Consider the following 26,824-nt stretch of genomic DNA (forward strand, 5'->3'; position numbering starts at 1 on the left):
CTTTTTTGCGTTATGTGGAAAAATTCATCAAATTACAAAGCTTAGTGAGAAGCCCCGCTGACCGTGTCAACCGCGAGTTCACTCTTGGCGCTGTCTGCCGCGATCCGGCCAAAAGTAAAGACGTCAGCTAAGGCGTTGCCGCCTAAACGGTTGCCCGCGTGAACCCCGCCGGCATTTTCACCAGCACAGTAAAGACCGGTAATCTTTTCCCCTGCTTCGTTTAAAACATGGGCACCCGCGTCAATCTTCAAGCCGCCCATGGTGTGGTGCATGGCTGGCTGGCGCGGAGTAGCGTAGAATGGGCCATTTTCAACCCGGTGGTCAAAGACGCTCTTGTGAAATTCAGGGTCATCCCCTTGGTCAACGTATTGGTTGTACTTCTTGATGCTTGCCAGTAAGTGGTCTGGGTCAACCTTGATCTGTTCTGCCAATTCTTCCAAGGTATCAGCCTTGTAGAGCTGTCCGCTAGCGATTTCCTGCTTGATCTTGTTTTCATCAGTGTTGTAGGCAGAATTCTTGATCGTTTCATCGGCAATCAAGTAGAAGAGGCCGCCGTTGGCAATTGCCGCCTTGGCTAAAGTATCCCGGCCAGCGTATTCGTTAACGAAACGGTCACCCTTTTGGTTGACCATGACAAAGTCAGCTGGCGGAACTTGCAGGCCAGTGTTGTATTCACCGGTCTTCGGGTCAGCAACTGGCATCATCTGGGTAAAGCCCATGCCGACTAAGGCAGCCCCTGCTTCCAGGCCCAAGTTGATCCCATCACCAGTAATGTATGGGGCGTTGGTAGTCTTCATGTTGTCTGGAATATCATCCCAGTAAGTGTTGTACTTTTGCAGCATCTTGGTGTTGGCGCTATAGCCGCCCGCCGTCAAAATTACCGCCTTGGCGTGTACAGTCAGCTTGTCAGTCTTCACGCCCACTACCCGGCCATCTTCAAGCAAAAGATCAGTTACCTTGGCATCGGTAAAAGTCTGCCCGCCATGTTCATCGTAGTACTTCTTCAAAGCCTTGATATAACCAAAGCCATCGCTTTCCACTGGCTTGTGGGCCCGGCGCCAAAGGGCACCAACTGGCATGGTTACGGCCGACATGTTAAAGTCAACGCCAACTGAAGCCAACCACTTAACCGATTCCAGGGCATGGTCAGTCAAAGTCTTGGCCAAAGAGTAGTCGCTGTAGATTTCATTGCCCTTCAGGTCAACCCGCTTGCCGCCCAGATAAGTTTGCAGGCGGTGGAAGAGAACGGAGTCAAAGAGGTAGTCTTTTCCGCTGTCCAAGTAGTCCTTGATCTGCTTTTGCATCTCCTTGAAGTCTTCCAGGTATTCCGGAGCAATTTCTTCTTCCTTGACTTCCATCATTTGCTCCAGGGTGACATTTTCCCCGGGCAGGGCTGGAAACTTGTTTTGCCATTCCGGGTCAGCCGCGTTCAAAAAGCCGCCTGACCGCATGGTATTGCCGCCGACAGTTGGCGCCTTTTCAAGCAGGGCTACCTTCAAGCCATTTTGCAAAGAGCGGACAGCAGCGGTAAAGCCAGCCCCGCCGGCACCAACAACCGCCACGTCAACCGTGACTTCCCCGCTTTCGATTTCTGCTTCTTGGTACTTTGGCCGCTTTTTAAATTCTTCAGCATCCCCGCCAGCCATTTCAACCGCCTGGCCGACCCCGTCCAGGATCCCCCGGCTAGTCAGGGAAGCCCCGGAGACGACGTCAACGTTTAAAGTTTGCCCCTTAACAATCGCTTCCGGGATCCGCTTTAAAGCCGCGTCTGAGATGCCAGCCGTTTCCCCTTCAGCAACCTTGACATCTTCGATCCGGTCTCCGTCAACCGTCACCGTCAGCTTAAACTTGCCATTGTGCCCTTGGGCGTCAACCGTGTATTTTCCAGCCTTCATTTTCTTGCTTCTTTCTATTGCTTTTTAATAATCTTTTTCTCACCCGTGATCGTAACACTTGAAAAAAACGCTCGCAACGAGAAATTGTGATTTTTTTCATTAGTTAAAAAGAAAGCTGCCTTTTCGGGATTTTTGAAAGCCACGCGGTAACCATTTTCTATTTCTTCTGCAAAAATTTCATAACAATTTTCCAATTGACAATTCCCCGGCTAGCTGTTAAATTATGATTATAAAATTCTTAATGTTATTTTAATGTATCAACCCGCTAGAATCGCGTAACAGAGGAGATCAACATGGGGAAAAAGTTACCGCTTGCCACAGCTTTAGCGGCTGGGCTCCTGCTCAGTGCCTGCGGCAAATCATCCACCACATCCACGGCCAAGACCACGCTCAACTTGATGGAGAGCGACACGATCGCCACTTTTGACCAATCCGCCAGCACCACGGTGCCGATCTGGGACGTCTTAAACCAGATGGACGACGGCCTCTTCCGCTCAGACAAGAACAACAATCCTGTCCCAGCCCTGGCCAAAAAGACGGTCAAGTCCAATGGCGGCAAGCGCTACACCTTCTACCTCAAGACCGCCAAATGGTCTAACGGCGATGACGTGACCGCTGAAGACTTCGTCACCGCCTGGAGAAAAGGCGTGGCCCCAACCGCCCTGTCCGGCTACAGCTACATCTACCAAGGCATCAAGAATGCCACCGCCATCCAAAATGGCAAAAAGAAGCCCGAAACTTTAGGCGTCAAAGCCGTGGGCAAGCATAAACTGGTCGTTGACCTGGAATACCCAATCCCAACCTTCACCAAGAAGCTGACCATGACCTCCTTCTTGCCCCAAAACACCAAACTGGTCAAGAAATACGGCAAAAAGTACGGGACCAGCATGAAGACCTTCGCCTCAAACGGTGCCTTCAAGCTCGGCAGCTGGAAGGCTGGCTCAAACACCTGGACTTTGGTCAAGAACCCTAATTACTACGCTAAATCTGAAGTCAAATTATCCAAGATCAAGTACCAAGTCGTCAAAGAAGCCAACACCGCCCACCAGCTCTTCCAGCAGGGCAGTCTGGACGACGCCTTAATCAGCGGCACCACCGCCCAGGGCCTGCAAAATGACAAGCACTTAAAGCAAGTCGACCGGTCCGGCAACTACTTCATCCGCACCAACCAGGCCACAGGCCGCGCCTTAAGCAATGACAAGCTCCGCCAGGCCCTCTACTTAGTCATCAACAGAAAGCAGCTGGCTGAAAAAGTCATGGCCAACGGCTCTAAGCCTTCCTACACTTACTCTTCACCTGGCGCTGCCAAATACCCTGGCACTAACAAGGACTTCGCTACTGTCGCTAAGCCAAAGGAAACCTACAATGTTGCCAAGGCGAAAAAGCTCTGGAAGGAAGGCTTGAAAGAACTTGGCAAGTCCAGCGTAACCTTGACTTTGGTCGGCTACGACACTTCTACTGACAAGAACCAGGCCGAATTTTTGCAATCACAAATCGAAAGCAAGCTCTCCGGCGTCAAAATCGAAGTCAAATCCCTCCCATTCTTGTCTGCCTACAACTTAGCCGTCAAGGGCGACTTTGACCTGCAGCTGAGCTACTGGCTCAACGACTACGCTGACCCAATGAGCGAACTGGAAACTCAAGAGCTGAACAACTCCCACAACTTCGGCAAGTACACCAGCAAGAACTTCAACCAGCAGCTAAGCCTGGCCAAGTCCAAAAACGCTACTTCCCAAAAGGCCTACTTTAAGAACCTCTTGAATGCCCAAAAGCAGCTGAGCAAGGACAACCCAGTCATCCCTCTGTGCACCGAAGTTGAAGACCACCTGGTCAACTCCAACCTGCGCGGGGTTCTCTGGAACACCACCGGTACGGCCGACTACACCCGGGCCTACTTCAAGTAAGGAGGATATATGGCTAAAGCAGTTTTTTGGCTGAGAAACGGGTCTAAAATCGTCTTGGACCTTTTGCCAGACGCCGCCCCGAATACCTGCGCCAGCTTCGTCTGGGCCGTCAAGCACCATATTTATGACGGTCACGCGATCCAGCGGATCGTTCCCGGCAAATGGGTCGATTTAAGCTACAATGCCTTTGGCAAAAAAGAGGCCAAGTACCTCCTGCCCAATGAGTTTGACCTGCATCCCGACTTAACGCCAGTTCCCGTCACTGCCGGAACGGCCTGCATGGGCGGCTACGACGAATTGGGCCTGGCCGGCTGTGAAGTCTTCTTTCCCTTGACCGACCAGCCGCAACTGACCGGGACCTACCCCGTCTTTGCCAAGGTAGTCTCCGGCTTTGATGAAATCGAGCGCCTGGGCCAGGTCCAAACCCGGCCCGTGACTGACTTTCCTTATGAAGGAGTCGAGGTCAACGAACCTGTTATTCCACAAGTTATCGACAAGGTTACCTTGGAGCCAGCAGATTTCACCCTGCCCGATCCCGTCCGCATGACCCACGGGCAAATTCCCTTGACCTGGCAGTAATTTTTTACATAAAAAAGCTTTTCCCCACAATCTTGAGGAAAAGCTTTTTCTTTGCCTTTTACCAAATGTGCAAAAGTCTGGTCCGGTCCAGCTTGCTCAAATTAAACTGGTGAACGTGTGATTTCTCGTTCTCCGGAAATTCTCTGATAAAGTCAGCCACATTGTAGAGGCCAGTCGTGTAAGACCAGGTCCCCTTGACCTTCTTGACTGGGTCCAGCATTTCGTTTCTGATCGGGTAAGCCGAAATCAAAAAGTGCTTGTGGTGGAACTTGAAGGCAAAGTACGGCAGGCGGAACTCGTCAACCACCTCTTCCTTGGTCTTGCCGATCGTCACCACATTCCGGTAAGTCCCATACTTTTCACTGAACTTGTCGTTGAAAGAGAAGTAGAAGTTGGAAATGTGCACATGTGGAAAATCTTCTTCCGCCACCTCGTCTGGGATGGCAACCACATGTGAATAATGGTCCAGATTGTTCTCTCTCTGCTGCAGGGCCTGCTCCATCTGGTTGGGCTTGATCCCCTTGACCCACTTGGGCAATTCAGGATGAGCCTTGTAAGAATTGTACATCATCGTGATGACTTCCGGCTTCACCCAGTCATACTGCATCCGGATCTGGTTTCTCTTCAACAAACCTTCCAGAGTCTGGTTCTGCATCAAATCGACCACATAGCACTCGTAATGGTACTTCTCGCACCACTTCTTGTAGTGATCGATCTCGCTGGCGACAATGTGGGTCCCGTCCACGATGACGGTTTCCCCATAGGACATCTTGTGCTCAACCAAGTTGTCCTTCATCCGCTTGGTCTGTTCCGTGACATGCCGCGGAATAACCTGGTGCAGAACGTCAGTCTTCTGGTCATAGTAAACGGTCAGGTCCGCCAAAAGCAGGCGGATCGCATCCCCGCTGATCGCGTACGGCAATAAGTGGTGCCGGGCGATAAATGAAGACTTGCCAGAGCCGGGCGCGCCTCTCAAAAGAAATAATTTGCGCATACTTAGCTCCATTTTAAAAAAATCTATTTTAAATATATCAGAATAGATTTTACCATAGATTGCCCCCGACATTTAGCAATCTGGCAAAAGTCTCCAGATTTTTTCGCTTTTTCTAACTTTTTGCCTGCATGTCCTTGCCGTCCCGGTCACCCACGATAAAGACTAATTCCGTCTGGCAGACCAGGTCCCCGTTTACTTTAGCCACCGCCGCCACGCTCCCGGTCTTGGCCCGGACCTTGAGCATCTTCACTTCCATCTCCAAAACATCCCCCGGACGGACCATCCTTCTGAACTTGGCCTGGTGGATCGCCCCAAGGTAAGCGGTCTTTTTGTAAAAAGCCGGCGACTTCAAGATCAAAATCGAAGCTGCCTGGGCCAAAGTCTCAATGATCAAGACCCCGGGCATCACCGGATTTCCCGGGAAATGTCCCTGAAAAAATGGCTCGTTGATCGTCACGTTCTTCACGGCTTTAATGCTTTTGTCGGCTTCTATTTCCTCCACCCGGTCGATATAGCAGATCGGGTAGCGGTTAGGAATCAAATCCATCACTTCTTGGGCTGTCATTACTGGCATCTTGTCACACTTTCTGTTTATAAAATCTTTTCACAAGTTTTCTGATAACTTGTGACTAAGTGTAACACTCCCAAAAGCGATGTCAAGTTTTTCAATAACCGCTAGTTTTTGGACAAAATAAAAAACAGGCCTCAGCCTGTTTAAGTTATCAGTTAGTTGGTGATTATCTTATCCACAATGTTCAGCTCCTGGTCAAAGTCATAGACGATGGCCTGGGCGTTAGGCACCTCCAGCTTGAGGATATCCACATTGTTGATATCTTCTAAGTATTTGATCAGCGCCCGCAGGCTGGAGCCATGTGCCACGATCAGCTGGTCTTGCCCAGCCATTAAGCGACTGGCTACCTCATCTTCATAATAAGGCAAAAGGCGGAGCTGGGTCTGGTGCAGGCTCTCAGCTCTTGGCAAAAGCTTGGGGTCCACTCCCCAATAGCGGCGGTCAATGCTTGGCGACCCTTGCGCAGGAGGTACAGCGTCAAAGCCCCGCCGCCACTCTAAAACCTGCTCTTTGCCGAAAATCTTCCTGGACACGTCCTTGTCAAGCCCCCGCAATGCCCCGTAGTGGCGTTCGTTCAGTCGCCAGGTTTTGGAAATTGGCAGGTACAAAAAGCCCGCTGCTTCTGCCGCGATGTTCGCCGTCTCAATTGCCCGTGACAAAAGAGAAGTATGAATCAAGGTCGGGTGAAAGTCACCAACTTCTTTTAATTTCTCCCCCGCTGCCCAGGCCTGCCGCCGGCCCTTGTCTGTCAAGGGGACGTCGTTCCAGCCTGTATATACGTTTGCCGCATTGGCCTGGCTTTCCCCATGCCTCAGCAGTGCCAACTTTGCCATAATTTTTGCCTTCTAGAGCCAAAAAGCCCAGATTCCAGTAATGATGAAGAGGATGCCCAGGATGACAAAAGCCTTGCCCCCCAGCCCCTTCTGCTTGACGCCCTGCTTCTGCCGGCGCAGGCGCGTGATGCCGGTAATTAAATCCCAGATGCCGAAAAGCAAAACGGCATAGGGAACCCACCAGGAATGAACGTTCATATTAACTCCACAACTTTACCGCGTAATAAATGGCCACGGCCAGAATCCCGGCCCCGGTCAGATAGTAGGACTGAGCTGGCAGATTGCCCTTCTTGCCCATCCGCTGGGCGTTATAGCCCCGGGCAAATTCCCACAGGCCCACGATCACCAGCAAAACGATCGTAAAAGTGTGCGTATCCCACTTCATCGTCTAATTTGTCTCCTTGTTCATAAATCCGCGGCCTTGCAGTTGTAGTCCACGATTTCAAAATTGCCTTCTTCGTCCAAAATCCCCCGGCTGACGCTGCCGTTGTCCGGGAAGGTGATGTCGTGCAGGCCGTCGCTTTCCTTCCAGTACTTGATCCCCAGGGTCTTGATGAAGTCCCCGTGGGACACCAGCAAAACCCGGCCTTCGCCCATGGTTTCTTTTCTTAAGACCTGGATGGCCCGCTTCATTCTGGTTTCCAGTTCTTCCGTATTTTCGGCCAAATGGCGGGGGTCAGCCTTCTTGGTGACTTCCCGGAACTTATAGATGCCGATGGTGTCGATGATCTTTTTCACGTCAGTCGTTGCCGGGATGCCCGCTGCTTTAGAAACGCTGTGCCAGATGTCGTCGATGCTGCCGCCTTCAAAAGAGCCGTAAAAAACTTCTCTGAATTCCGGCAGCTTTTTGATCTTGCCAATCTCAGACACCTGGTTGGCATCCTTCATCAAGTGGACGGTATCGATCGCCCGCTTCAAGTCTGATGAGTACATGTTGTCAAAATGGATCTGCGACAAGGCGTCAGCCGTCTTCTTTAAGTCGTCGATTCCTTTGATGGTCAAGGGGGTGTCGCACCAACCCTGTACCTTGTTCAGGCGGTTGAAAAGCGTTTCCCCATGTCTGACCAGATAAACTTCAGTTTTCATGCTCTGCCTCCTTAAATCAATCATAACTATTCTAACTTACTTTGCCCGGCTTGGGTAGCTAGCCCCAAGCTTGCCAGCCCAAATAGGCAGCCAAAAGGACCGAGAAGAAGGCCGTGATTCCTCTGACCCAGGCAGGCTTTAGATATTTAATCATTTTTTGCCCGAAATAGCCACCGATAAAGAGGCCAATTGCCAAAGGAAAAGCTACCGGCCAGTCGACCCCGCCCTTAAAGGCGAAAAGGGTCAAAGCTACCAGATTGGCTAAAGAGCCGATCAGACTCTTAATGGCATTGATGACAACAAAGGATGAATCGCTTAAAGCTGTCAAAAAGATCAAGGTCAAAACGCCTGAAGCTGCCCCAAAGTAGCCGGCGTAAATCCCGGCTATAAACAAGCCAAAGTAGGCCCCAACCCTTCCCAGCTTGGTCGCTTTTTTTGCCTGCTTTTGCCGGCCGCTATAGAGCAGCATGGCCGCGGAAAAAAGCACAAAGAAGGGCACCAGTTTTTGGAAGATTTTTCCCGGGAACTGAACCAAAAGCCAGCCGCCAATGAGGGCACCTGTCAATTGGAAAAAGGCATAGCGCCAGAGCTCTCCCCAGTGCCCCCGCATCTCTTTTAAGCAGGAGGATAAGGAGCCAAAGCCGGTCGTGACCAGGGCTGCCGTATTGGTCATGTTGGCTGTGACGGGGCTGAGGCCAAAAAGAAGCAGGCCCGGGTAAGACACGAGTGACGCCATGCTGGCCACCGCCGCCACGATGCCGGCCAGGATGCCTAAGATGATGAGGTAGATGAATTCCATTTCTTTTCTCTTTTCTATTTCATAGTCATCAAGCTTATATTTTGTAAGTGATAACACCGCCTTTTATTTTATCCGCTACTTGGAGCAATTGCAAATTGCTTAAAAAAGTCCGCTTTCAGCGACAAGCTGACCGCAATTTTGTACAATAGAGGGTAGACAATCATTAACAAAAAATTAAAAGCAATAGCTAAAAAACTATTTTTTAGAATTAGAAAAAAGGAGAACAAATCTATGCCAACAGCAGCAATTGTATTTTCAGATGGATGTGAAGAAGTCGAAGGCTTGAGCCAGGTCGACGTCCTGCGCCGGCTGGGCATCCCCTGCGACATGGTGGCCCTGGAGAATTTGACCATCACCGGCGGACACGACATCCGCTTTACTTGTGACAAATTAGTGGATGAGTCCTTGCTTGACTACGACCTGGTCGCCTTCCCAGGCGGGGCCCCGAACGCCAAGCACTTAAGAGAAAGCGAGAAATTGGCGGCCTTGATGAAGCAGCGCTTCGCCGCCGGCAAGTGGAACGCCGCCATGTGCGCCTCCCCGATCGCCTTGTCCAAGTACGGCTTTTTAAAAGAAGCCAAGTGGACCAGCCACCCGGACTTTAAAAAGCAAGTTGCTGAGGAAAACCCAGCCAGCACTTACGTGGACACCCCGGCCGTGATCGATGAGGACCACAAGCTGGTCACCAGCCGGGGGCCGGCAACTTCCTGGGCCTTTGCCTATGCCCTGGCCCAAGTTTTAGGCGTGGACACCAGCAAGCTGGAAGACGCCATGCAGTACAGCTACTTAAGAGAGCACATCAACGAGGCTTAAGATGAGCGAAGAAAAAATGGTCAGAAAGGCAGAAAGCCGGGACTTAGAGGACATTGTGACCATCATCAAGGATGCCAAGGCTCTTTTAAAGGCGCAAAATTCCAGCCAGTGGCAGGAAGGCTACCCAAACCGGGCCAGCATTGAAGAAGACCTGGAAAACCGCCAGGGCTGGGTTTTACTTAAAGATGGCCAGGTCGCCGCTTATATGGCCGCAACCAGCTTTGACCCCAATTATGAAGTCCCGATTTGGGCGGGAAGTGCTCCCTACTGGGCCCTGCACCGCTTCGCCATTAAAAAGTCTTTCAGAGGACAAGGCTTGAGCCAGCTTTTGCTGAAAAGAGTGATTGCTTTTGGCCAAGAGAGCGGGATCAAGAGCTTCCGCCTGGACACGGGCAAGCAGAACCAGGCCGTCCAGCACCTGGCTGACAAGCTTGGCTTCGTCTACCGGGGCATCATCACGGTGACCAGCGACTCGGTTGACCCGGAGCGGCGGGCCTATGAGCTGCTTTTTGACAAGTAGAAAAAGCAAAAAAAAAAATAGAGAAATAGGAAAATAAACAAGGAGGAAAAAATGGCTGAACAATTGGCAATTGAAGACCTGCAGGTCGACGTAAAGCAGATTCCCTTAAAGCAGCCCTTCGTCACGGCCCTGCACAGAGTTGACGCTGTCAACGCCGTCCGGGTGACGGTCCACCTGGCTAACGGGGTAACTGGGGTCGGCACCTGCACCCCTAATGAAAAAGTGACCGGGGACAGCCTGTCCAGCGCCCGGGCCGTTATTGAAGAAACGATCAAGCCCCTGATCCTGGGCAAAAACCTGACCAACTGGAAGGAACTTTTGAACACAGTCAAGACTTCCATCGTCCACAATGCCCCGGCCAAGGCAGCGGTAGAAATCGCCCTCTACAATACCCGGGCCAACCTTTTTGGCCTCACCCTCTCCCAGCTCTTAGGCGGCAAGGGGGGCAGCGTGGAGACCGACTATACCATCAGCATCGGCAAGGCTGAGCAGATGATCGCTGACGCCCAAAAGATGGTCGACCAGGGCTTCAAGACCCTTAAATTGAAATTGGGGGCCGGCCACTTAAAGCGGAACATCAAGCTGGTCGAAGACCTGGCCTACGCGGCTGGTCCCATGGTTCACCTGCGCTTAGACATGAACCAGGCCTGGGATGTCCGGCAAACCATGCAGGCGGCCCAGTACTGGCACAAGCAGGGCCTTTTGATCGACTTTATCGAGCAGCCGGTCCCGGCCTGGGATCTGGACTCCATGGCCTACTTGACCAGACACTCCCCTTACCCGATCATGGCTGATGAATCGGTAGAAAGCTACCAAGACGCCCAGAAAGTTTTGGCAAAAAATGCCTGCGACTACATCAACATCAAGCTGATGAAGACGGGCGGCTTGTCTGAAGCCCAGAAGATCAACGACTTGGCCGAAAGCCGGGGCGTAGCAACCATGGTCGGCAGCATGATTGAGTCAATCGAATCTTTAGCGGCGGCCTGCGCCTTTTACCGGGCCAACCCGAATACGATTTTTGCTGACCTGGACGCCATCTTCATGGTTGACCAGGACCCGGATTTAAGCAGTTATGCCGAATGCGTCGGCGACAATATCGTGGTGAGATAAAATGCTGGATTTTAAGAAGATTGATGACATCCTGGCTTCCTTGCCAGGGAAAACTGCCCTGTTAATCAAAACTAAAACCGGCGTCCTCTACGCCAGCCCCTTAGCCGGGGAAGAATTCAAGTCAGCCAGCCTAATCAAGCTGGCCGTGGCCTGCTACTACCAGGCTCATCCGCAAGATCTAAGCCAGATGGTCCATGTCCCGGAAGACAAGATCGTTGACGGCGGCATGCTCTGCCACCTGGCCCAAAGGGACTGGCAGCTGCGGGACATTCTGGACTTGATGCTGTCGGACTCAGACAACACGGCCACCAACTTTTTGATCGACTTCGCCGGCTTTGACAAGATGGCCGCCTGGTTTGAAGAAAACTTTGCCCATCTTCACCTGGGCCGGTACTTGATGGAAGTGACCGACCGGGAAAACTACATTTCCGCTGAAACTGCCCTGGAGCTCTTAGAGCGGCTCTTAGCTGACCCGTCTCCTTTTGGCCAGGTCTGCCAAAAAGCCCTCTTTTACCAGGAGTCCGTCAACAAGCTCCTCCAGGACCTGCCAGAAGGCTGCTCTTACAGCAAGACCGGGGAGCTGGAAGATACAGAACATGACGCGGCGCGGATTTTTGCCAGGGAAAACTACTATGACATCTGCTTCATGAGCCACTATGAAGGCCTGGAAGAGCGCGAGCAGATCCTCCTGGCCCAGAACGCGGTCGGCAAACTGGCCTACCAGGACTTGACCAAAGAATAAGATATATTCTTTTTGGATGACTAGCCATTTTTATCACTACTGTGATAAAATTAAAACAAATTATCAAAAGTGGGGATATAAATGGACATTACCAATTTTTTCACGGTTGAGACTTCGGAGCTCTCTAAATCTGACCGGAAAATCATGAAGCGAATGACCTCCGACTTGACCAATGTTGAGTCGCTGACCATCAACCACCTGGCCGAAGAAGCGGGAACTTCCCTGGCTTCAGTTCAGCGCTTCTGCCAAAAGATGGGCTATTCCGGCTTTAAGGAATTTAAGTTCCAGCTGCTGACCTACATTAAGAAGCAGGAGAGCCAGGAAGCGGCAGTTTCAAGCAGTGAGTACCTGGACGACTACCATGATGCCATCAACCGGGTCTGGATGAGCAATGAGAAGGACGCCGAAGAATTGGCGGAAGTCCTGACGACCAGCTCGACCAACTTTATTTTCGGGATCTACTATTCTGAATTGCCGGCAAGGCTTTTAAGCATGGGGATGCGGGATTTGGGCAAGTCGACCTACTTTGGGGACAACCTGGCGGCTGGCGAGCACCTTTTCCCCTTAAGCGACGAGAACTCCACAGCCGTCTTTTACTCGGTCTCCGGGATCTCCAAGCTTTTTGGCTCCTCGCCCCTGCCCAAGTCGATCTCCCACTTCAAGCACAGCTACCTGGTTACCATGAACCCGGACACGCCTTTGAAGAAGTACTTTAAGAAGGTCATCGTCCTGCCGGGCAAGAACCTGGCCCAGGGCCTGCCGGTCGACCCCCAGTCGATCCCGGTGGTCTTTACTGAAAGAGTCATTGATATCGCGGCAACCAAACACCGCCGCTAAAGCTGCCGGAAGGCAGCTTTTTTGCTTGGGCTGGAGGCGGCAGTTGGGGACTTTGCGGGGAACATTTTTTCAAAAATGACTAACTACATCGCAAATCAGCCCCTAAAAGTACCTAACTGATGCAAAAATCGTTTGGTTCAGTAATAAACGGGGATCGTTTTTCGAAAAAATTTCGTGGTTCAGTAATAAACGGGGATCATTTTTCGAAAAAATCGCTTGGTTCAGTAATAAACGGGGATCGTTTTTCGGAAAAATCGCTTGGTTCAGTAATAAACGGGGATCGGTTTTCGGAAAAATCGCTTGGTTCAGTAATAAACGGGGATCATTTTTCGAAAAAATCGCTTGGTTCAGTAATAAAGGGGATCATTTTTCGAAAAAATCGTTTGGTTCAGTAATAAACGGGGATCGGTTTTCGAAAAAATCGTTTGGTTTAGTAATAAACGGGGATCATTTTTCGAAAAAATCGTTTGGTTTAGTAATAAACGGGGATCATTTTTCGAAAAAATCTCGTGGCTCAGTAATAAAAGGGGATCATTTTTCGAAAAAATCTCGTGGCTCAGTAATAAACGGGGATCGTTTTTCGAAAAAATCGCTTGGTTCAGTAATAAACGGGGATCATTTTTCGAAAAAATCGCTTGGTTCAGTAATAAACGGGGATCTAAACAATAAATCAGCCCCGTTTTTACCGTAGCCATGGCCAAATCAACAATAATCAGCCCCGTTTTTACCGCAGCCAAAGCCAAATCAACAATAATCAGCCCCGTTTTTACCGCAGCCATGGCCAAATCAACAATAAATCAGCCCCGTTTTTTCCGCAGCCAAAGCCAAATCAAACAAAATCAGCCCCGGTTTTTCCGCAGCCAAAGCCAAATCAACAATAATCAGCCCCGTTTTTACCGCAGCCATGGCCAAATCAACAATAAATCAGCCCCGTTTTTTCCGCAGCCAAAGCCAAATCAAACAAAATCAGCCCCGTTTTTACCGCAGCCAAAGCCAAATCAAACAAAATCAGCCCCATTTTTACCGCAGCCAAAGCCAAATCAACAATAATCAGCCCCATTTTTTCCGCAGCCAAAGCCAAATCAACAATAATCAGCCCCGGTTTTACCGCAGCCAAAGCCAAATCAAACAAAATCAGCTCCGGTTTTACCGCAGCCAAAGCCAAATCAACAATAATCAGCCCCGGTTTTACCGCAGCCAAAGCCAAATCAACAATAATCAGCCCCGTTTTTACCGCAGCCAAAGCCAAATCAAACAAAATCAGCCCCGGTTTTATCGCAGCCAAAGCCAAATCAACAATAATCAACCCCGTTTTTACCGCAGCCAAAGCCAAATCAACAAAAATCAGCCCCGGTTTTTCCGCAGCCAAAGTCCATGCCTAATTGTTTGCCAGGGCTGGCGAAGATTGTTAGAATTTTACTTAAGCATTTGGTTACTTTTTGTAACTAATCTGATAAAAGCAGCTGAAACAGGAGAAAATAATGGAATTAAACTACAAAGAACTCGCGGCCGCCAAAAAGGACGCCATCCTCAAGGACTTGGCGGAATTGATCGCCATCGACTCATCCGAAGACCTGGACAAGGCCAGCGCGGAATACCCCGTTGGCCCTGGCCCGGTCAAGGCTATGACCAAGTTCCTCAGCTTTGCCAAGCGGGACGGCTTTGACACGGAAAACTTCGCCAACTACGCCGGCCGGGTCAACTTCGGTGAAGGCGCTAAGCGCCTGGGCATCATCGGCCACATGGACGTGGTGCCAGCTGGTGAAGGCTGGAATCGGGACCCGTTCAAGATGGAAATCGACGACGAAGGCCGGATCTACGGCCGGGGCAGCGCCGACGACAAGGGGCCAAGCTTGGCTGCCTACTACGGGATGCTTTTGCTCAAGGAAGCCGGCTTTAAGCCAAAGAAGAAGATCGACTTCGTCTTAGGGACCAACGAAGAAACCAACTGGGTCGGGATCGACTACTACTTGAAGCACGAACCTACTCCAGACATCGTCTTCTCACCAGACGCTGAATACCCGATCATCAACGGTGAACAAGGGATCTTCACCCTGGAATTCAGCTTTAAGAATGATGACGCCAAGGGTGACTATGTCTTAGACAAGTTCAAGGCCGGGATTGCCACTAACGTGACTCCGCAGGTTACCCGGGCAACTATCTCCGGTCCTAACCTGGAAGCGGTCAAACTGGCTTACGAAAGCTTTTTGGCAGACAAGGAGCTGGATGGGTCATTTGAAATTAATGACGGTTCAGCCGACATCGTATTGATCGGCCAAGGAGCCCACGCTTCAGCTCCGCAAGTCGGCAAGAACTCAGCTACCTTCCTGGCCCTCTTCTTAGACCAGTACGCTTTTGCCGGCCGGGACAAGAACTTCCTTCACTTCCTGGCTGAAGTTGAACACGAAGACTTCCAGGGCAAGAAGCTGGGCATCTTCCACCACGACGACTTGATGGGCGACTTGGCCAGCAGCCCGTCCATGTTTGACTACGAACACGCCGGCAAGGCCAGCCTCTTGAACAATGTCCGCTACCCACAAGGGACTGACCCGGACACCATGATCAAGCAGGTCATGGACAAGTTCAGCGGCATCCTGGACGTCACTTATAGCGGCTTTGAAGAACCGCACTACGTGCCAGGCAGCGACCCAATGGTGCAGACTCTGCTCAAGGTCTACGAAAAGCAGACCGGCAAGAAGGGCCACGAAGTCGTAATCGGCGGCGGGACTTACGGCCGCCTCTTTGACCGCGGGGTTGCCTTTGGGGCCCAGCCGGAAAACGGCCCAATGGTTATGCACGCGGCCAACGAATTCATGATGCTGGACGACTTGATCCTGTCCATCGCCATCTACGCGGAAGCCATCTACGAATTGACCAAGGACGAAAATCTGTAAGAAAAAGCTGAAAAGGCAATTTCCTGGGCTGACTTAATTTTGTTTAGTTTAGCCTGGTTAAAACAAAATATTCTTAACTTTAGTGGGGTATCAAACTAATTTTGTTTTGACACCCCACTTTTTTTGCCCTTTCTTAAGCGATTTTTCCTTTACAAAAAATGCTGAAACTTATATTATAAAACCATAAATTCTTATTCGATTTTAATTTTTTGTTTAGCAGAAAGGACTTGCTTTATGGAAGACCGCAGCATTCAAAACACGGACGGAACCATCCGCTCCTTGTCCAACCGGCACGTACAGATGATTGCCATTGGCGGCACGATCGGGACCGGCCTGTTCTTGGGGGCCGGGACCACGATTTCTGCCACTGGCCCCTCAGTTATTTTTATCTACGCCATCATGGGCCTCTTCTTCTTTTTCCTCTTGCGGGCATTAGGAGAGATGTTCTATTTTGACGCTAACAGCCACACCTTCGTCTCCTTCATCAGCAGATACCTGGGCGAGGCAGCTGGCCGCTTTGCCGGCTGGACCTACTGGATTGGCATCCTTTTTGCTTGCATGGCGGAATTGACGGCCGTTTCAACCTATGTCCAGTACTGGCTGCCCGGCCTGCCCGCCTGGCTGATTGAAGTAGCGGTTTTAGGCCTCTTGACCCTGCTTAATCTGACGGCGGCAAAGCTTTTTGGCGAAACTGAATTCTGGTTTGCCATGATCAAAATCATCGCCATCATCTCCCTGGTCGTAACCGGGATCATCATGGTTGCCGCGAATGCCAAGACACCGGTTGGCCAGGCCAGCCTCAGCAACTTCACCGGCAACTTCTCCCTTTTGCCAAAAGGCAAGTACGCCTTCTTCACGGCTTTCCCGATGGTCTTCTTCTCCTTTGCCGGGATTGAGTTCGTGACGATTACCATCGGCGAAGCCAAGAACCCGAAGAAAGTCATCAAGAAGGCCGTCAACGAAACCTTGCTCCGGATCCTTCTTTTCTACATTGCTACTTTAACCGTAATCATGTGCGTCATCCCTTGGGGAAAAATTACCAGCGGAACAAGTCCTTTTGTCCAAGTCTTCAAGATTGCCGGCTTTAATGCCGTAGCCTCGATCTTTAACTTTGTCGTATTGACTGCCGCAGCATCTTCTCTTAACTCCGGCATCTTTTCCGCCGGCCGCCACTTCTTTCAATTGGCTGAAGAAGCCCCTAAGGGTTCATTTTTGAAAAAACACTTTGCCAAAATTTCCGCCAGCGGCGTGCCAGCAGCTGGGATCGCCATCTCAGCTGCCTTAATGCTGATCGCGCCAATCATGAGCTTCTCCAGCACTGCTATTGAAGTTTTCGGCACGGTAGCCGGGGCAACGAGTGACATGTACATCCTGGTTTATGTTCTGGCCCTTCTGGCCCACCGCAAGTACCGGGAATCCAGCGACTTCATGGCTGACGGCTTCAAGATGCCTTTCTACAAGGTCTCCAGTCCTTTGACCATCGCCTTCTTCCTGGTCATCTTCTTCAGCCTCTTCTTTATTCCAGCTGATGTCTTCGGGGCAAGTCTGGCTGCCAGCTGGACCCTCCTCTTTGGTGGCTGGTGCTGGCTCAGCGAAAAGCACAGAAGTGCCCATCCAAGTTTAAGCAATTAAAGTCAAATAAAAATAAAAGGCGTTGACAGAAAAACTGTCAACGCCTTTTTAGTTAGGTTTTACAAGTGTATATTTGTCTATTTATCTGCTCATCGATCAAGCGGCCGGGTAGTGAGCAGGTCACCTGTCAAGGCAACTTGGTAGCCCTGAGCGATTTTGTCCTTCCGGGACGGGTGGACTACTTGGAACTTGCCCTGCTTGACTACCCGCGGGTTGTCGCTCTTGAAGCCGTCTGGCAAAGGCAGGTTGGTTCCGTGCAGAACGACAACGATCACCTTGTAGCCGGCTTTAGTAATCTGGATCGGCGCGTAATGAAGAGTCGTATTGTAAAGTTCAACAATCGAGCCCTTTGGCACGTAGAAGAGCTGCCCGTCTTTTTGCGGGTCAATTTTTCCCCTTTGATCCAATGTCTGCCGCTTGGCCAATACCATCAGCACATCATCAAGCATAATGTTTAATTCTGAGCACTGGTGGTATTCAAAAGCGGAAAAGTCATCCGTGTGGCCGATCGTGGCCCCGGCGTCAACCGGCATCCCCGCGAACACATCTCTGCCGATCCGCTGGATCGTTTCCGTCTTTTCCAAAGCCGGAATCTTTTGCAGGTAGCTTGACCCTTTAGCCGGCATTTCGACTTGAGCCATCACCTGCTCAATTTCATCCAGCGGATAGTCATACTTGACTCCGTATTGGGCAAAATCCGGATCACTTGCTTCCAAAATGGTCAAATCCGGATTGGCCTGGCGGAAGGCCTCCAGTTTAGTCATGGTAGACACCTTGAGCCCACTTCTTGTTTTCTTCGTCAAAGAAGTGTTCATTGTCCTTTTGGTCTGGATTTGGCTTGGCAATGTGGTCGATCTTATCGATCAGCTTCTTGTTTTCTTCACTTGGCTTGTATTCAGCATTCAAGTAGCCGTCGACAATGTCAAAAATGAAGTCCCGGCCCAAAACGATGCCGCCGAAGCCCAAAACATTGGCGTTCAGTTCTTCTCTGGCGTAAATGGCTTGGGTAACGTCACCGACCATGGCTGCCCGGATCCCTTCGTTCTTGTCAGCGGCAGTTGAGATACCGATCCCAGTCCCGCAAAGAACGATCCCCAGGTCGGCCCGGCCGTCAGCAACAGCTTCTGCCACCCGCTTGCCGTACATCGGGTAGTGGGTCCGGGAGTTGTCGTAAGTCCCCATGTCCAGGACTTGGTAGCCTTCATCCTTCAAGTGGTCGGAAATGAGCATCTTGGTTGCAGTAACAATGTGGTCATTACCTAAAGCGATAACCGTGTGCTTGTCAATTTTTGGATCAACGTATTCTGGTTGTGGACGATCATTATCTAACATTTTTTGAAGCCTCCGTTAACTAAATCATCTTTTCGAGCATGTCCAAACGAACTTGGTGACGCCCTGCGGCGTATTCAGTATCCAAGTATCTTTGCACGATCGTGTTGGCCAGGTCTGGCCCCACTACCCCGCTGCCCAAAGCAATTGCCTTGGCACCGTTGTGCATCGCGGTCATGTGCGCGGTCCGTTCTTCGTTAACATCGGCGGTTACCATCCCCTTGACCTTGTTTGAGGCCATGGCTGAACCTACGCCGTAGCGGTCGAACATTACGGCCTTCTTGATGCCGTTGTCCAAAACTTCGTGGGTCACCTTCAGGCTTGATTCCACAAAGTCTTCCGCTGGTTCTGGAGTAACATCCAGGACTTCATAATCATGCTTTTGAAGGTAGTCCTTGACTGATTCCTTCAAGTTAAATCCGTCTTTGTCGCTGCCGATAACAACTTTCATTGTTATGCTTCCTTTCGTTTATTCCTCGATGCGCGTTCGTATCGATGTAAATTGCCGATAATATTCCAACACGTCAGGAGAAATCTGTTCATTGGTAACCAATTCGTCGATATCGTACAGGCTGTAGAACTGGTAAAAGTCCCGGTGATTGAACTTATACATGTCGGCCACCAGAATCCGCTTTTGCGAATTATTAAGGCCAATGCTCTGCGTTTGTCCTTCTTCAATATCCGCCGTCAAAAGGGCAGCATCACTAATCCCATTGACACCAACAAAGGCCTTGTCGTAATTCATCGAATCCAGCTCATTATTGGAAAGCGCGCCATAGAAGCTGCCGCTGACCCGGCGGTAGGAGCCGCCGACCAAAACCAGCATGTAGTTGCGCGGATTGCTGCGTGCCATTTCAAAAATCGGCAGCGAATTGGTCACGATTCGCAGATTTTCCTGATTTAAGCGAGCGACCATAAATTCCAACGTGGTTCCCGGGCCGACATAGATGGTTTCATTGTCATTAACCAGACTTGCCGCCACTTTGGCAATTTCCTGCTTCTCCTGGATGTGGATTTCTCTTTTCTCCTGGAAATTCTGCTCGATCTGGGTCTGGGATGAGATAGCCTGGACCCCGCCGTGCAGGCGGATGACCTTGCCGGACTTGGACAATTCATCCAGGTCCCGCCGAATGGTCATTTCCGAGACATTCAATGCCTTTGCCAGATCAGCAACTGAAACATAACCTTGCTTGGTAACCGCGATCATTATTTGATCAAGACGTTCTCTCTTTAACATTCTCCACCTCTTGATCACCTTTGTTAATTTGTGTTCGCTTACAAACATAATATAACATCGGTGAACACCTTTTTCAATACTTTTAAACAAAATTTTTTGCACTTTTCGCGCACTTCTTTTGAGTTTTACGCTAATAGGCAAAACTATCTTGTTTAATTGTAGACCAAGCAAGACAAAAAAACTGACACTTTTTGATAATTTCGCACAAAAAGTTGTCAGTTCTACCATCAAAATATTCAAACTGGTCAATCGAAAGTCAGTGTGGTCGTGATCTGGTTGTACATCTCTGGGAAGAGCCATTGCTCCCCATCCTTTTCGCTCAGTTCAACCGGCTGGCCATAGCGGTCTGGCAGGCCGCGGAAAGGCTCAACGCAGACAAAAGGCGCCTGCTTCTCTTCCGGACTCCAGACGGCCAGGTAAGGGAAGTCGCTGATATCCAAAGAAACAGCGTGCTGGTGGCCGCTGGCCAGCTTAACGCGGCTGACAGCGTCTGCCTTGTAGATCTTCAAGCCCTTGTCCAGCATCGGCCAGCTCAAAGGCAGGTTGCCATCTTTAAGGGCAACTTTTTCTTCCTTGCCACTTCTAAAAGGAGCAGGATCAATCAGCAAAGAGGTCAGTTCGGTTTGCTTTGGAGCAAATTCCAGGCGGTAGTCGGCCAAGTCCCCTTCCAGGTTGAAGGCCGGGTGAAAGCCCAGAGAATAGTACATCTTCTTGTCATTGAAGTTGTCGATCCGGTAGCGGATTAGCAATTCCTTCCCCCGCAGCTGGTACTTGACCTTGAAGGCAAAGTCGTAAGGATAGACCTGCTTTGTTTCAGGACTTGATTCAAAGAGCAGGACGATCTGGTCACTCTCCAGGCTGACAAGCTTAAATTCATAGTCGCGCAAAAAGCCATGCTGCTTCATCGCGTATTTTTGGCCATCCAGCAGGTAGGAATTATCATTTGACCGGCCAATAAAAGGAAACAGCAGCGGGGCGTGCCGACCCCAATAGCGGCTATCTGCCTGCCAGACGTATTCATAGCCGTCTTGCTTGCTCTTAACGCTCTGCAGTTCGGCGCCTAAAGAAGAAATCTTTACTTTCAGTTGCTCATTAGCGATCGCGTATTCTTTAGCCATTTTGCTTGCCCCCTAATATTTAGTGACCGTAACTTGCTTGTAGTATTTGTCAAATTGGCTTGGATCGATCCAGCCGGTCTTGGCCTGCATGGTATTCAGCATCCCCGTCGTCATCCCCCAGCGCAGGACATCCTCTGCCTTTTCACCCCGGTCGATAGCAACCGCCATCCCGGCCAAAGTTGAGTCGCCAGACCCAACTGGGCTGACCACCTTGATCTTCGGAATTCTAGCTTCATAGAAGTCCTGGCCGTGCTTGGCAAAGGCACCTCGGGCGCCAAGGGAAACGACTACCCATTCAATATTGGCCAATTCTGGCTGGCTCAAGGCCGCCTTAAGAGCGTCCAGGTCATCCAGATCGATTTTTTGCCCTAAGAGCTGCTGGAGCTCAGTTTCGTTTGGCTTGATCAAGTCTGGGCTGGCAGAGAGGCCTGCTTCCAAGCTCTTGCCTGAGCTGTCCAAGAGGACCTTCTTGCCGGCTTGGTGGGCCAGATCAATCAGCTTGGCATAGTAGTCAGCTGGAAGGCCCGCTGGCAAGGAACCAGAGATGGTTACCAAGCTGCTATCCTTTAAAAGCTGCTTAAAGTGGTCCAGGAACTGGTCCCCGTCAGCTTCCGTTAAGGTCGGGCCGGCTTCCAAAATTTCGGTCTGCTTGCCTCCGTCGTGCAAAATAGCGATGCAGCTCCGGGTCTCTTGGTTGATGTGCCAGAACTTGTAAGGCAATTCCAATTTCTTGAGCTGGTCTTCGATATATTGGCCGAAGTAGCCACCGGTAATCCCCGTGGCCAGGACTTCATGGTTTAACAGATTGATCACCTTGGAGACGTTGAGCCCCTTCCCGCCGGCTACCTTGCTGACCTGGCTGACTCGGTTGACGTCATCGATCTGCAGGTGGTCTAGGGGGTAAGAGATGTCGATTGACGGATTCATGGTGATGGTTAGGATCATTTTTTTCTTTTCCTTTCTGTTGTGTGCTTATTTTTTCAATGAAGGAGTTTAAAAGAAAACCCGCGAATTTATTAGAGAATTCGCGGATTAATGTGATGAAAGTGAATTTGTTAAGTGTCTATTTACTCAATGGTTAGAGGAAGAGAGTTTTCCATGGATTAATAACGCAACGTTCTAATCTATATGGGAGTAATTGAGGAGTTGTAATAAGTAAGTTTGGGAGAGTCGCCTTATTCAACTTCCAGCTTGTCACGCCATGACTTGGCACCAGTCAGAGCCTTGTTCAAGTTTTCGATATTTTCCTTGCCTTGGGTCCGCATCCACTTGCGGCCGGCTTCTTCGCCTTCAGCCGCGAAGATCTTGATGGATGGCTTCCAAGTTGCCCGGCCGCAGAGAACGCCGTTGAACTGGGCACCGGCTTCTTCGGCCAGCTTGATTTCAGCGATGAATTCTTCTGAAGTTACGCCGGCAGACAGGAAGATGTATGGGAGGTCAGTAGCGTCAGATTGTTCCTTGAACAATTTCTTGGCTTCTTCCTGGCTGTAAACGACTTCGTTGTCACCGTTGAAGCCTTCGACATACTTGATGTTGAAAGGAATTTCCACCTTTAAGACAGTTACGCCATAGCGCGGCTTGGAGAATTCCTTTTCAGCTTCGATTACCTTGTGGGCCTTGACCTTGGCAAATTCCGGACTTTGGTTGTCGGCAATGTTAGCGTCATAAGTCAACAGTTCCAGGAAGAATGGCAAGCCAACAGCCTTGGCTTCAGCACCAACACGTTCGACAAAGGCATGCTTCTTGTCGTTGATAGCTTCGCCTTCGTCTGGGTCGTAGTAGAGCAGGAACTTGATGGCGTCAGCGCCTTCTTCCTTGATCCGCAGGCCAGATTGGTTTTCGATCAAGTCGCACATTCTGCCTGGTTCACTGGTGTCGTAGCCAGTCTTTTCGTATGAAAGCAGCAGACCGCAATTCTTGTCCCGGACCTTGGTTGCCGGCAGACCATATTCAGGGTCAGTCAAAATACCAGAGGCATACTTGGTCAGTTCTTCAGAAACTGCCTTCTTGTATTCAACGATGGTTTCTTCATCGGCTGGCTTGTTGGCAGCCTCAGCCAGCATTCTCTTCAAAGACCCTCTTTGGTCGATGGCCAAAGCAGAAATGACGCCGTCAGCAGTTGACAGGTTTTCCAAGTGCTGTGCAACATCCGCAGTAATTTTAATCATTAAGTTTTACCTCTATTTTTCTTTTTACTATTCCATTTATTACACGGACTACTTGCTTGAATCTTTTTTGTCTAAAGCATGTCCAGCCCAGTTGTAGTATTTCCGGCTGTAGCGGTTCTTCTTGTTGTCCCAGACAACGATTTTGTAAAGAGCATAGGTAGTACCGATCATGGCCGCCGCTTGAAAGACCCACAGCTTGGTCAAAAGGCTGACGGCATTGATGATAATCACAAATACAGTCCACATAAAGACCCGGTCACGGCGTGCTTTTTCAGCAGCCGATACTGGTGAGTCAGACTTTTTCATAACAAAAACCTCCAAGCAAGTAATTATTTACTAATTCTTCTTTGCCTTAGCAGCAGCGTATTCAGCATTGCGCTTCTTCATTTGCTTTGCGTACCACATAAAGAGCAGCAGGTAGGCAGCCAGAGCCAAAAGCGCGTAGACGATGAACATCCCTTGCTTGCTCCAGGCGTTACCAACCAGGTAGCCCAGGAACTTTTCAACTGGCCCTTCCATAGTCGTGTCGGAAACCAAAGTGTGGGCAGGAATTGAAGCACCAACTTGGTGAGCGACGTTGGTGACGAATGGAGCGACCAAAGTACCAGCCCACAAGAAGATAGGCAGTTCCAAGGCACCGATGATGATCATGCGGATGATCTTGCCGCGGGTGACAACCAGCAAGGCAGGTGCGATCCCCATCCCGATGATACCGCCTAAAGGCATCAGTCTGTTGCCCGGCAGAACCATGGCTTCAAGCATCATGATAGGGGCCAAAACGTTACATGCAGCCCAGATTTCTGAGCGACCGGCGATGAATGGCCAGTCCAAACCAATGTTGAAGGTCCGGCCTTCGAACTTCTTGGTAGCGAAAGTAGAGATACCTTGGGAAAGTGGTTCAACGGATGCAATGAACCAAGAACCAATGACTGAGAATAATTCAATGCAGGTACCAGCAGTGAAGGACAGAGTAAACATGTTCTTCCAGCCGGCTTCAGTAGTGAAGTTGGTGCCAGCCAACAGGGAAACGAAGACCCCAAGGTAAACACCGATGGCAAAGCGGCTGCCCCAGAAGCCAATCTTTTCATTCAGCTTGGCTGAGTCAAAGTCGAACTTGTCCAGCCATGGGAAGACCTTGTCAAAGAGCTTGTCGAAGACCATGATGATTGGGTTCATCATGTAGTTCATGTGGGTCGTGGTCATTGGGTTGGAGTCTGGAGCATCCAGCAGGTCGTTGAAGGTTGGCTTCATCAAGTCAGAGTTGATGATCTTCAAAGTCCCAATGAAGAGAACCAGGATGGTTGACAGCCAAAGCGGTGCCCCGCAGTACATACAGAAGAGGCCGACAAAGGCTGAGTGCCAAACGTCGAAGATGTCGACGTCAAGCGTGTTGGTCTTGTTCCAGAGCAGCATGACCACGTTCAAGATGATCAAAACCAGCAGGTAGTACAGGGTGTAAGGTGAACCCCAGGTGATGGTAGCCAGAGGTGCCCAGCCCATGTCCAGGATATCCATGTGGATCCCGGTGTGTTCAACGAATTGCTTCATTGGCACTTGGAAGGCCGTCGTCAGCATTGACATGACGTTGCTGATGGCTGTCAAGGCGATGGCCAGCTTCATACCACCTTCAAGCGCCTTGCTGAATTTAACTCTGAAACACAGGGCAATCACCGTCAAAACCACCAGCATGATGGTTGGCGCGCCCATGTCGATCAACGGTTTAAAAACCGCGTTCGCAAAGGAAATAATCGCATTCATTTCTTTTTGTCCTCCCGACAAAAATCTTTTACTCTTTTACTCTTTGCCTTTTTATTCCGCTTCGATCTTCTTGCAGATCTTTTCTACTTCATCATAGACCGGCTGAGCCATGGCTGGAATCCGGTAAAGGATTGGACCAGCTTCGACGACTGGGATCTTTGGAGTGAAGGCCAGGTCGGTCTTAGCAATCGTCAAGTAAGCGTCGTAGTCCTTCAGCAAGTCTTCGTTGACATCCTTGATCATGACCGCGTCACACTTAACATTGTGCCCGCGCTTCTTCATTTCCGCTTCAACTGCATCCTTAATTTGGTGGGATGAGTTAACCCCGGCACCACATGCTGCCAAAAGCTTGATTTGTCTAGCCATTGTTAAAAGCCTCCTATAAAACCTTGTTTCCTAAAAATGTCCGATCATAAATTCATAGATTTCGTCTGTGGATTTGGAATTGAAGAGCTTCTTCAATTGATCAACTGGCGTCGAATTCAAGAAATCCATGATTTGTGCCAAGATGTTTGCCTGTCCTTCTGGATCGTTGTTCAAGATCATGAACAGAAACTTAACATCCATTTCCTTGTCCGGTTCGATCATGTTGTGAAACTTAACTGGGTGAACCAGTTCGATCGGCACGATCATCCGCGTATTCACGAACTCGCCTTCCGTGTGTGGGATGGCAACATTTGGCAGTTCCTTGGAAATCGGCGAAGTGTCAATCCCGGTTGGGTATTGCTTTTCACGCTCCAAGATATGCGCAATGAAGTCTCCTTTTACATAGCCTCGATCGAGCAACTTTTGGTAAACTTCGCGAATCACGGCTTCCTTGTCAAGCTGCTCACTGATGAACACCGCGTCATCAGCAAACAAGTCAGTTTTCGTCGCTGTCAACATCACAGCACTCCTTTCAATCACAGACAATCAATGAACTATTCTGAACACTTTTTGTTTGCTTTTGTTTGATTACATTGATTATTATAGTTGACCATTTTCAATTGTGCAAGCGCTTTTTGTGTTTTTTTGTGTTTTTTTGTGTTTTTTGTTATGCCTGTTAAAAGCACGGCAGAATAGCGCTTTGGACAGATATATATGGACATATTTTCAGCTATTTCAAGCTGAAAATGTAAAGAACAGAACAAAAAGCAACAAAAAACAGCGATTTTTTTGGCATAATCGTGAGAAAGCGCTATATTAATTATTGGCAACAAACACAAGAATGGAGGAAAAGCAACCATGAACGCACGTACGAAAAATCTACTTTCTGCTAATTCCCGGCAGGACAGCTTACGTAAACGGGCAGAAAAAACGAACAAATATGAACAGTTGAAGAGACTGCCAGCTAAACAGTTAACGGAAAAGCTGACCAAGAAGAATCAAAAGTACCTAACCAGTCTCAAGCAGGCACTTATAACCGAAGGAAAACTTGGTCAAACAGAGGCAGAAGATTTAACTGCTCCCCTTTTGGCCAAAATCGTCATCGCCCAGGAAGAAGGGCAAACTGCCCGCCGACTCTTTGACCTGGCTCCAACAGACCTGGCCCGGCAACTGCTGCAGCCGAAAGAAGAGAACGAGGCAGAGAGCAAGTGGCCATACTTCTTTGTCGTCTGCCTGGCCTTTCTGGCCATGTTCAGCATCCTGGCCGGCGTCTATGAGTCAATCGCAAAAGGAAAGCTTGATCCAAATAGACAGATCGGCTGGCTGACAATTTTAGTCCTCACCCTCTTTATGGGCTGGGTCGTTGTCCGCTATAAAGACCTGGTCAAAGCGGGAATCAAGCACAGTCACCTGCAGCTCTGGTCAATCATGAGTCTGGTCATGGCCGGCGCGATTATCTGGCTCCTGCGCTTGCCAGTTTTAAGAACTGTCAACCCTGCCCTGCCAGCTCCTTTATGTTTCATTGTCGCCGCTAGCGCAATCGCCGGCTTGGTCCTCTTAATGCGGCACTTTAAGATCAACCATATCTTTTTTGAAGAGAGAAGAAAGCAAGCTAAGCAGTAATTAGTTCTCAAATATT

General features: G+C 49.9%; 32 protein-coding genes. 10 read left to right on the plus strand and 22 right to left on the minus strand.

The genetic code is table 11. The features are described 5' to 3' along the window. Positions 1-41: 41 nt before the first annotated feature. Positions 42-1,895 carry a flavocytochrome c gene (locus tag ACYVUT_RS08605; RefSeq protein ID WP_484501861.1) on the minus strand — a complete coding sequence of 618 codons (1,854 nt, stop codon included), beginning with the start codon at positions 1,893-1,895 and terminating at the stop codon, positions 42-44. Positions 1,896-1,909: 14 nt separating this feature from the next. Continuing rightward, positions 1,910-2,089, minus strand: a complete 180-nt coding sequence (locus ACYVUT_RS08610; RefSeq protein WP_484501862.1) for a hypothetical protein — start codon at positions 2,087-2,089, stop codon at positions 1,910-1,912. Positions 2,090-2,188: 99 nt separating this feature from the next. Here ACYVUT_RS08610 and ACYVUT_RS08615 point away from each other — a divergent pair, with 99 nt between their 5' ends. Together ACYVUT_RS08615 and ACYVUT_RS08620 are read left to right on the plus strand one after the other, a co-directional pair. Then, positions 2,189-3,799 carry a peptide ABC transporter substrate-binding protein gene (locus ACYVUT_RS08615; protein ID WP_484501863.1) on the plus strand — a complete coding sequence of 537 codons (1,611 nt, stop codon included), beginning with the start codon at positions 2,189-2,191 and terminating at the stop codon, positions 3,797-3,799. 9 nt (positions 3,800-3,808) lie between these two features. After that, positions 3,809-4,378, plus strand: coding sequence for a peptidylprolyl isomerase (locus ACYVUT_RS08620; RefSeq protein WP_484501864.1), 570 nt, complete (start codon positions 3,809-3,811; stop codon positions 4,376-4,378). A gap of 58 nt (positions 4,379-4,436) precedes the next feature. Here ACYVUT_RS08620 and ACYVUT_RS08625 read toward each other — a convergent pair whose 3' ends face one another. The 7 genes from ACYVUT_RS08625 to ACYVUT_RS08655 form a co-directional block, all read right to left on the minus strand. Continuing rightward, positions 4,437-5,372: an AAA family ATPase gene (locus ACYVUT_RS08625; RefSeq protein WP_484498935.1), complete on the minus strand. Its 936-nt coding sequence runs from the start codon at positions 5,370-5,372 to the stop codon at positions 4,437-4,439. 112 nt (positions 5,373-5,484) lie between these two features. Beyond that, the gene (fabZ, locus tag ACYVUT_RS08630) at positions 5,485-5,946 is read right to left on the minus strand and encodes a 3-hydroxyacyl-ACP dehydratase FabZ (RefSeq protein WP_484501865.1); all 462 of its coding nucleotides are present in this window, start codon (positions 5,944-5,946) and stop codon (positions 5,485-5,487) included. A 152-nt stretch (positions 5,947-6,098) separates the two neighbouring features. Continuing rightward, on the minus strand, positions 6,099-6,776 hold the full coding sequence (locus ACYVUT_RS08635; protein WP_484500642.1) for a 2,3-bisphosphoglycerate-dependent phosphoglycerate mutase: 678 nt from the start codon (positions 6,774-6,776) through the stop codon (positions 6,099-6,101). A gap of 12 nt (positions 6,777-6,788) precedes the next feature. After that, on the minus strand, positions 6,789-6,974 hold the full coding sequence (locus ACYVUT_RS08640; RefSeq protein ID WP_296227222.1) for a hypothetical protein: 186 nt from the start codon (positions 6,972-6,974) through the stop codon (positions 6,789-6,791). A 1-nt stretch (position 6,975) separates the two neighbouring features. After that, positions 6,976-7,161, minus strand: coding sequence for a hypothetical protein (locus ACYVUT_RS08645; protein ID WP_484500645.1), 186 nt, complete (start codon positions 7,159-7,161; stop codon positions 6,976-6,978). 20 nt (positions 7,162-7,181) lie between these two features. Next, on the minus strand, positions 7,182-7,862 hold the full coding sequence (locus tag ACYVUT_RS08650; protein ID WP_439776197.1) for a histidine phosphatase family protein: 681 nt from the start codon (positions 7,860-7,862) through the stop codon (positions 7,182-7,184). A gap of 58 nt (positions 7,863-7,920) precedes the next feature. Beyond that, a complete protein-coding gene (locus tag ACYVUT_RS08655; RefSeq protein ID WP_484501866.1) occupies positions 7,921-8,661 on the minus strand; it encodes a sulfite exporter TauE/SafE family protein in 741 nt (246 codons plus the stop codon). Between the two features lie 231 nt (positions 8,662-8,892). On the opposite strand from ACYVUT_RS08655, the gene ACYVUT_RS08660 reads away from it, so the two are divergent. The 5 genes from ACYVUT_RS08660 to ACYVUT_RS08680 all read left to right on the plus strand — a co-directional run bounded on the left by ACYVUT_RS08660 (position 8,893) and on the right by ACYVUT_RS08680 (position 12,683). Further along, the gene (locus tag ACYVUT_RS08660) at positions 8,893-9,474 is read left to right on the plus strand and encodes a DJ-1/PfpI family protein (RefSeq protein WP_484501867.1); all 582 of its coding nucleotides are present in this window, start codon (positions 8,893-8,895) and stop codon (positions 9,472-9,474) included. A gap of 1 nt (position 9,475) precedes the next feature. Next, on the plus strand, positions 9,476-9,994 hold the full coding sequence (locus ACYVUT_RS08665; RefSeq protein WP_484501868.1) for a GNAT family N-acetyltransferase: 519 nt from the start codon (positions 9,476-9,478) through the stop codon (positions 9,992-9,994). A gap of 51 nt (positions 9,995-10,045) precedes the next feature. Further along, positions 10,046-11,104 carry a dipeptide epimerase gene (locus ACYVUT_RS08670; RefSeq protein WP_484501869.1) on the plus strand — a complete coding sequence of 353 codons (1,059 nt, stop codon included), beginning with the start codon at positions 10,046-10,048 and terminating at the stop codon, positions 11,102-11,104. A gap of 1 nt (position 11,105) precedes the next feature. Next, positions 11,106-11,846, plus strand: a complete 741-nt coding sequence (locus ACYVUT_RS08675) for a serine hydrolase (RefSeq protein WP_484501870.1) — start codon at positions 11,106-11,108, stop codon at positions 11,844-11,846. Between the two features lie 81 nt (positions 11,847-11,927). Continuing rightward, a complete protein-coding gene (locus ACYVUT_RS08680) occupies positions 11,928-12,683 on the plus strand; it encodes a MurR/RpiR family transcriptional regulator (protein WP_439775141.1) in 756 nt (251 codons plus the stop codon). A 347-nt stretch (positions 12,684-13,030) separates the two neighbouring features. Here the strand turns inward: ACYVUT_RS08680 and ACYVUT_RS08685 are convergent, their stop codons facing one another. Next, positions 13,031-13,462, minus strand: a complete 432-nt coding sequence (locus tag ACYVUT_RS08685) for a hypothetical protein (RefSeq protein ID WP_484501871.1) — start codon at positions 13,460-13,462, stop codon at positions 13,031-13,033. A 134-nt stretch (positions 13,463-13,596) separates the two neighbouring features. Next, positions 13,597-14,052: a hypothetical protein gene (locus ACYVUT_RS08690; RefSeq protein ID WP_484501872.1), complete on the minus strand. Its 456-nt coding sequence runs from the start codon at positions 14,050-14,052 to the stop codon at positions 13,597-13,599. A gap of 112 nt (positions 14,053-14,164) precedes the next feature. On the opposite strand from ACYVUT_RS08690, the gene pepV reads away from it, so the two are divergent. Continuing rightward, a complete protein-coding gene (gene pepV, locus ACYVUT_RS08695; protein WP_484501873.1) occupies positions 14,165-15,577 on the plus strand; it encodes a dipeptidase PepV in 1,413 nt (470 codons plus the stop codon). Between the two features lie 234 nt (positions 15,578-15,811). After that, a complete protein-coding gene (locus ACYVUT_RS08700; protein ID WP_484501874.1) occupies positions 15,812-17,209 on the plus strand; it encodes an amino acid permease in 1,398 nt (465 codons plus the stop codon). Positions 17,210-17,298: 89 nt separating this feature from the next. Here ACYVUT_RS08700 and ACYVUT_RS08705 read toward each other — a convergent pair whose 3' ends face one another. The 11 genes from ACYVUT_RS08705 to ACYVUT_RS08755 all read right to left on the minus strand — a co-directional run bounded on the left by ACYVUT_RS08705 (position 17,299) and on the right by ACYVUT_RS08755 (position 25,704). Further along, on the minus strand, positions 17,299-17,973 hold the full coding sequence (locus ACYVUT_RS08705; RefSeq protein WP_439774881.1) for a DUF4867 family protein: 675 nt from the start codon (positions 17,971-17,973) through the stop codon (positions 17,299-17,301). Further along, on the minus strand, positions 17,966-18,541 hold the full coding sequence (gene lacB, locus ACYVUT_RS08710) for a galactose-6-phosphate isomerase subunit LacB (protein ID WP_439774880.1): 576 nt from the start codon (positions 18,539-18,541) through the stop codon (positions 17,966-17,968). The genes ACYVUT_RS08705 and lacB overlap by 8 nt, the downstream gene beginning before the upstream one ends. 19 nt (positions 18,542-18,560) lie before the next feature. Beyond that, complete coding sequence (gene lacA, locus ACYVUT_RS08715) at positions 18,561-18,989, minus strand: galactose-6-phosphate isomerase subunit LacA (RefSeq protein WP_003615881.1); 429 nt, start codon at positions 18,987-18,989, stop codon at positions 18,561-18,563. 18 nt (positions 18,990-19,007) lie between these two features. Then, entirely contained in the window at positions 19,008-19,775 is a 768-nt protein-coding gene (locus ACYVUT_RS08720) for a DeoR/GlpR family DNA-binding transcription regulator (RefSeq protein WP_484500654.1), read from the minus strand. A gap of 245 nt (positions 19,776-20,020) precedes the next feature. After that, positions 20,021-20,893, minus strand: coding sequence for an aldose 1-epimerase family protein (locus ACYVUT_RS08725; RefSeq protein WP_484501875.1), 873 nt, complete (start codon positions 20,891-20,893; stop codon positions 20,021-20,023). A gap of 12 nt (positions 20,894-20,905) precedes the next feature. Then, on the minus strand, positions 20,906-21,838 hold the full coding sequence (locus ACYVUT_RS08730; protein WP_484500656.1) for a hexose kinase: 933 nt from the start codon (positions 21,836-21,838) through the stop codon (positions 20,906-20,908). 230 nt (positions 21,839-22,068) lie between these two features. Further along, positions 22,069-23,061: a tagatose 1,6-diphosphate aldolase gene (locus ACYVUT_RS08735; RefSeq protein WP_484501876.1), complete on the minus strand. Its 993-nt coding sequence runs from the start codon at positions 23,059-23,061 to the stop codon at positions 22,069-22,071. A 48-nt stretch (positions 23,062-23,109) separates the two neighbouring features. Continuing rightward, on the minus strand, positions 23,110-23,367 hold the full coding sequence (locus ACYVUT_RS08740; protein WP_484500658.1) for a hypothetical protein: 258 nt from the start codon (positions 23,365-23,367) through the stop codon (positions 23,110-23,112). Positions 23,368-23,397: 30 nt separating this feature from the next. Then, the gene (locus ACYVUT_RS08745; protein WP_484501877.1) at positions 23,398-24,819 is read right to left on the minus strand and encodes a PTS transporter subunit IIC; all 1,422 of its coding nucleotides are present in this window, start codon (positions 24,817-24,819) and stop codon (positions 23,398-23,400) included. 51 nt (positions 24,820-24,870) lie between these two features. After that, the gene (locus ACYVUT_RS08750) at positions 24,871-25,185 is read right to left on the minus strand and encodes a PTS sugar transporter subunit IIB (RefSeq protein WP_439774873.1); all 315 of its coding nucleotides are present in this window, start codon (positions 25,183-25,185) and stop codon (positions 24,871-24,873) included. A 30-nt stretch (positions 25,186-25,215) separates the two neighbouring features. After that, the gene (locus tag ACYVUT_RS08755) at positions 25,216-25,704 is read right to left on the minus strand and encodes a PTS sugar transporter subunit IIA (protein WP_484501878.1); all 489 of its coding nucleotides are present in this window, start codon (positions 25,702-25,704) and stop codon (positions 25,216-25,218) included. A 339-nt stretch (positions 25,705-26,043) separates the two neighbouring features. Between ACYVUT_RS08755 and ACYVUT_RS08760 the strand changes: the two genes are divergently transcribed. Next, the gene (locus tag ACYVUT_RS08760) at positions 26,044-26,808 is read left to right on the plus strand and encodes a DUF1129 family protein (RefSeq protein ID WP_484501879.1); all 765 of its coding nucleotides are present in this window, start codon (positions 26,044-26,046) and stop codon (positions 26,806-26,808) included. Positions 26,809-26,824: the final 16 nt, after the last annotated feature.

It is taken from the genome of Lactobacillus sp. WILCCON 0059 (assembly GCF_057197985.1).

Excerpts from the sequence above, each read along its gene's own strand:
- lacB (WP_439774880.1), bottom strand. The coding sequence starts at position 18,541 with ATGTTAGATAATGATCGTCCACAACCAGAATACGTTGATCCAAAAATT.
- ACYVUT_RS08750 (WP_439774873.1), bottom strand. The coding sequence starts at position 25,185 with ATGGCTAGACAAATCAAGCTTTTGGCAGCATGTGGTGCCGGGGTTAAC.
- ACYVUT_RS08655 (WP_484501866.1), bottom strand. The coding sequence starts at position 8,661 with ATGGAATTCATCTACCTCATCATCTTAGGCATCCTGGCCGGCATCGTG.
- ACYVUT_RS08755 (WP_484501878.1), bottom strand. The coding sequence starts at position 25,704 with ATGTTGACAGCGACGAAAACTGACTTGTTTGCTGATGACGCGGTGTTC.
- pepV (WP_484501873.1), top strand. The coding sequence starts at position 14,165 with ATGGAATTAAACTACAAAGAACTCGCGGCCGCCAAAAAGGACGCCATC.
- ACYVUT_RS08735 (WP_484501876.1), bottom strand. The coding sequence starts at position 23,061 with ATGATTAAAATTACTGCGGATGTTGCACAGCACTTGGAAAACCTGTCA.
- ACYVUT_RS08730 (WP_484500656.1), bottom strand. The coding sequence starts at position 21,838 with ATGATCCTAACCATCACCATGAATCCGTCAATCGACATCTCTTACCCC.
- ACYVUT_RS08705 (WP_439774881.1), bottom strand. The coding sequence starts at position 17,973 with ATGACTAAACTGGAGGCCTTCCGCCAGGCCAATCCGGATTTGACCATT.
- ACYVUT_RS08720 (WP_484500654.1), bottom strand. The coding sequence starts at position 19,775 with ATGTTAAAGAGAGAACGTCTTGATCAAATAATGATCGCGGTTACCAAG.
- ACYVUT_RS08625 (WP_484498935.1), bottom strand. The coding sequence starts at position 5,372 with ATGCGCAAATTATTTCTTTTGAGAGGCGCGCCCGGCTCTGGCAAGTCT.
- ACYVUT_RS08605 (WP_484501861.1), bottom strand. The coding sequence starts at position 1,895 with ATGAAGGCTGGAAAATACACGGTTGACGCCCAAGGGCACAATGGCAAG.
- ACYVUT_RS08620 (WP_484501864.1), top strand. The coding sequence starts at position 3,809 with ATGGCTAAAGCAGTTTTTTGGCTGAGAAACGGGTCTAAAATCGTCTTG.
- ACYVUT_RS08660 (WP_484501867.1), top strand. The coding sequence starts at position 8,893 with ATGCCAACAGCAGCAATTGTATTTTCAGATGGATGTGAAGAAGTCGAA.
- ACYVUT_RS08615 (WP_484501863.1), top strand. The coding sequence starts at position 2,189 with ATGGGGAAAAAGTTACCGCTTGCCACAGCTTTAGCGGCTGGGCTCCTG.
- ACYVUT_RS08700 (WP_484501874.1), top strand. The coding sequence starts at position 15,812 with ATGGAAGACCGCAGCATTCAAAACACGGACGGAACCATCCGCTCCTTG.
- ACYVUT_RS08635 (WP_484500642.1), bottom strand. The coding sequence starts at position 6,776 with ATGGCAAAGTTGGCACTGCTGAGGCATGGGGAAAGCCAGGCCAATGCG.
- ACYVUT_RS08680 (WP_439775141.1), top strand. The coding sequence starts at position 11,928 with ATGGACATTACCAATTTTTTCACGGTTGAGACTTCGGAGCTCTCTAAA.
- ACYVUT_RS08740 (WP_484500658.1), bottom strand. The coding sequence starts at position 23,367 with ATGAAAAAGTCTGACTCACCAGTATCGGCTGCTGAAAAAGCACGCCGT.
- ACYVUT_RS08670 (WP_484501869.1), top strand. The coding sequence starts at position 10,046 with ATGGCTGAACAATTGGCAATTGAAGACCTGCAGGTCGACGTAAAGCAG.
- ACYVUT_RS08650 (WP_439776197.1), bottom strand. The coding sequence starts at position 7,862 with ATGAAAACTGAAGTTTATCTGGTCAGACATGGGGAAACGCTTTTCAAC.
- ACYVUT_RS08675 (WP_484501870.1), top strand. The coding sequence starts at position 11,106 with ATGCTGGATTTTAAGAAGATTGATGACATCCTGGCTTCCTTGCCAGGG.
- fabZ (WP_484501865.1), bottom strand. The coding sequence starts at position 5,946 with ATGCCAGTAATGACAGCCCAAGAAGTGATGGATTTGATTCCTAACCGC.
- ACYVUT_RS08665 (WP_484501868.1), top strand. The coding sequence starts at position 9,476 with ATGAGCGAAGAAAAAATGGTCAGAAAGGCAGAAAGCCGGGACTTAGAG.
- ACYVUT_RS08725 (WP_484501875.1), bottom strand. The coding sequence starts at position 20,893 with ATGGCTAAAGAATACGCGATCGCTAATGAGCAACTGAAAGTAAAGATT.
- ACYVUT_RS08760 (WP_484501879.1), top strand. The coding sequence starts at position 26,044 with ATGAACGCACGTACGAAAAATCTACTTTCTGCTAATTCCCGGCAGGAC.
- ACYVUT_RS08745 (WP_484501877.1), bottom strand. The coding sequence starts at position 24,819 with ATGAATGCGATTATTTCCTTTGCGAACGCGGTTTTTAAACCGTTGATC.
- ACYVUT_RS08640 (WP_296227222.1), bottom strand. The coding sequence starts at position 6,974 with ATGAACGTTCATTCCTGGTGGGTTCCCTATGCCGTTTTGCTTTTCGGC.
- ACYVUT_RS08685 (WP_484501871.1), bottom strand. The coding sequence starts at position 13,462 with ATGGCTGCGGTAAAAACGGGGCTGATTATTGTTGATTTGGCTTTGGCT.
- lacA (WP_003615881.1), bottom strand. The coding sequence starts at position 18,989 with ATGAAAGTTGTTATCGGCAGCGACAAAGACGGATTTAACTTGAAGGAA.
- ACYVUT_RS08645 (WP_484500645.1), bottom strand. The coding sequence starts at position 7,161 with ATGAAGTGGGATACGCACACTTTTACGATCGTTTTGCTGGTGATCGTG.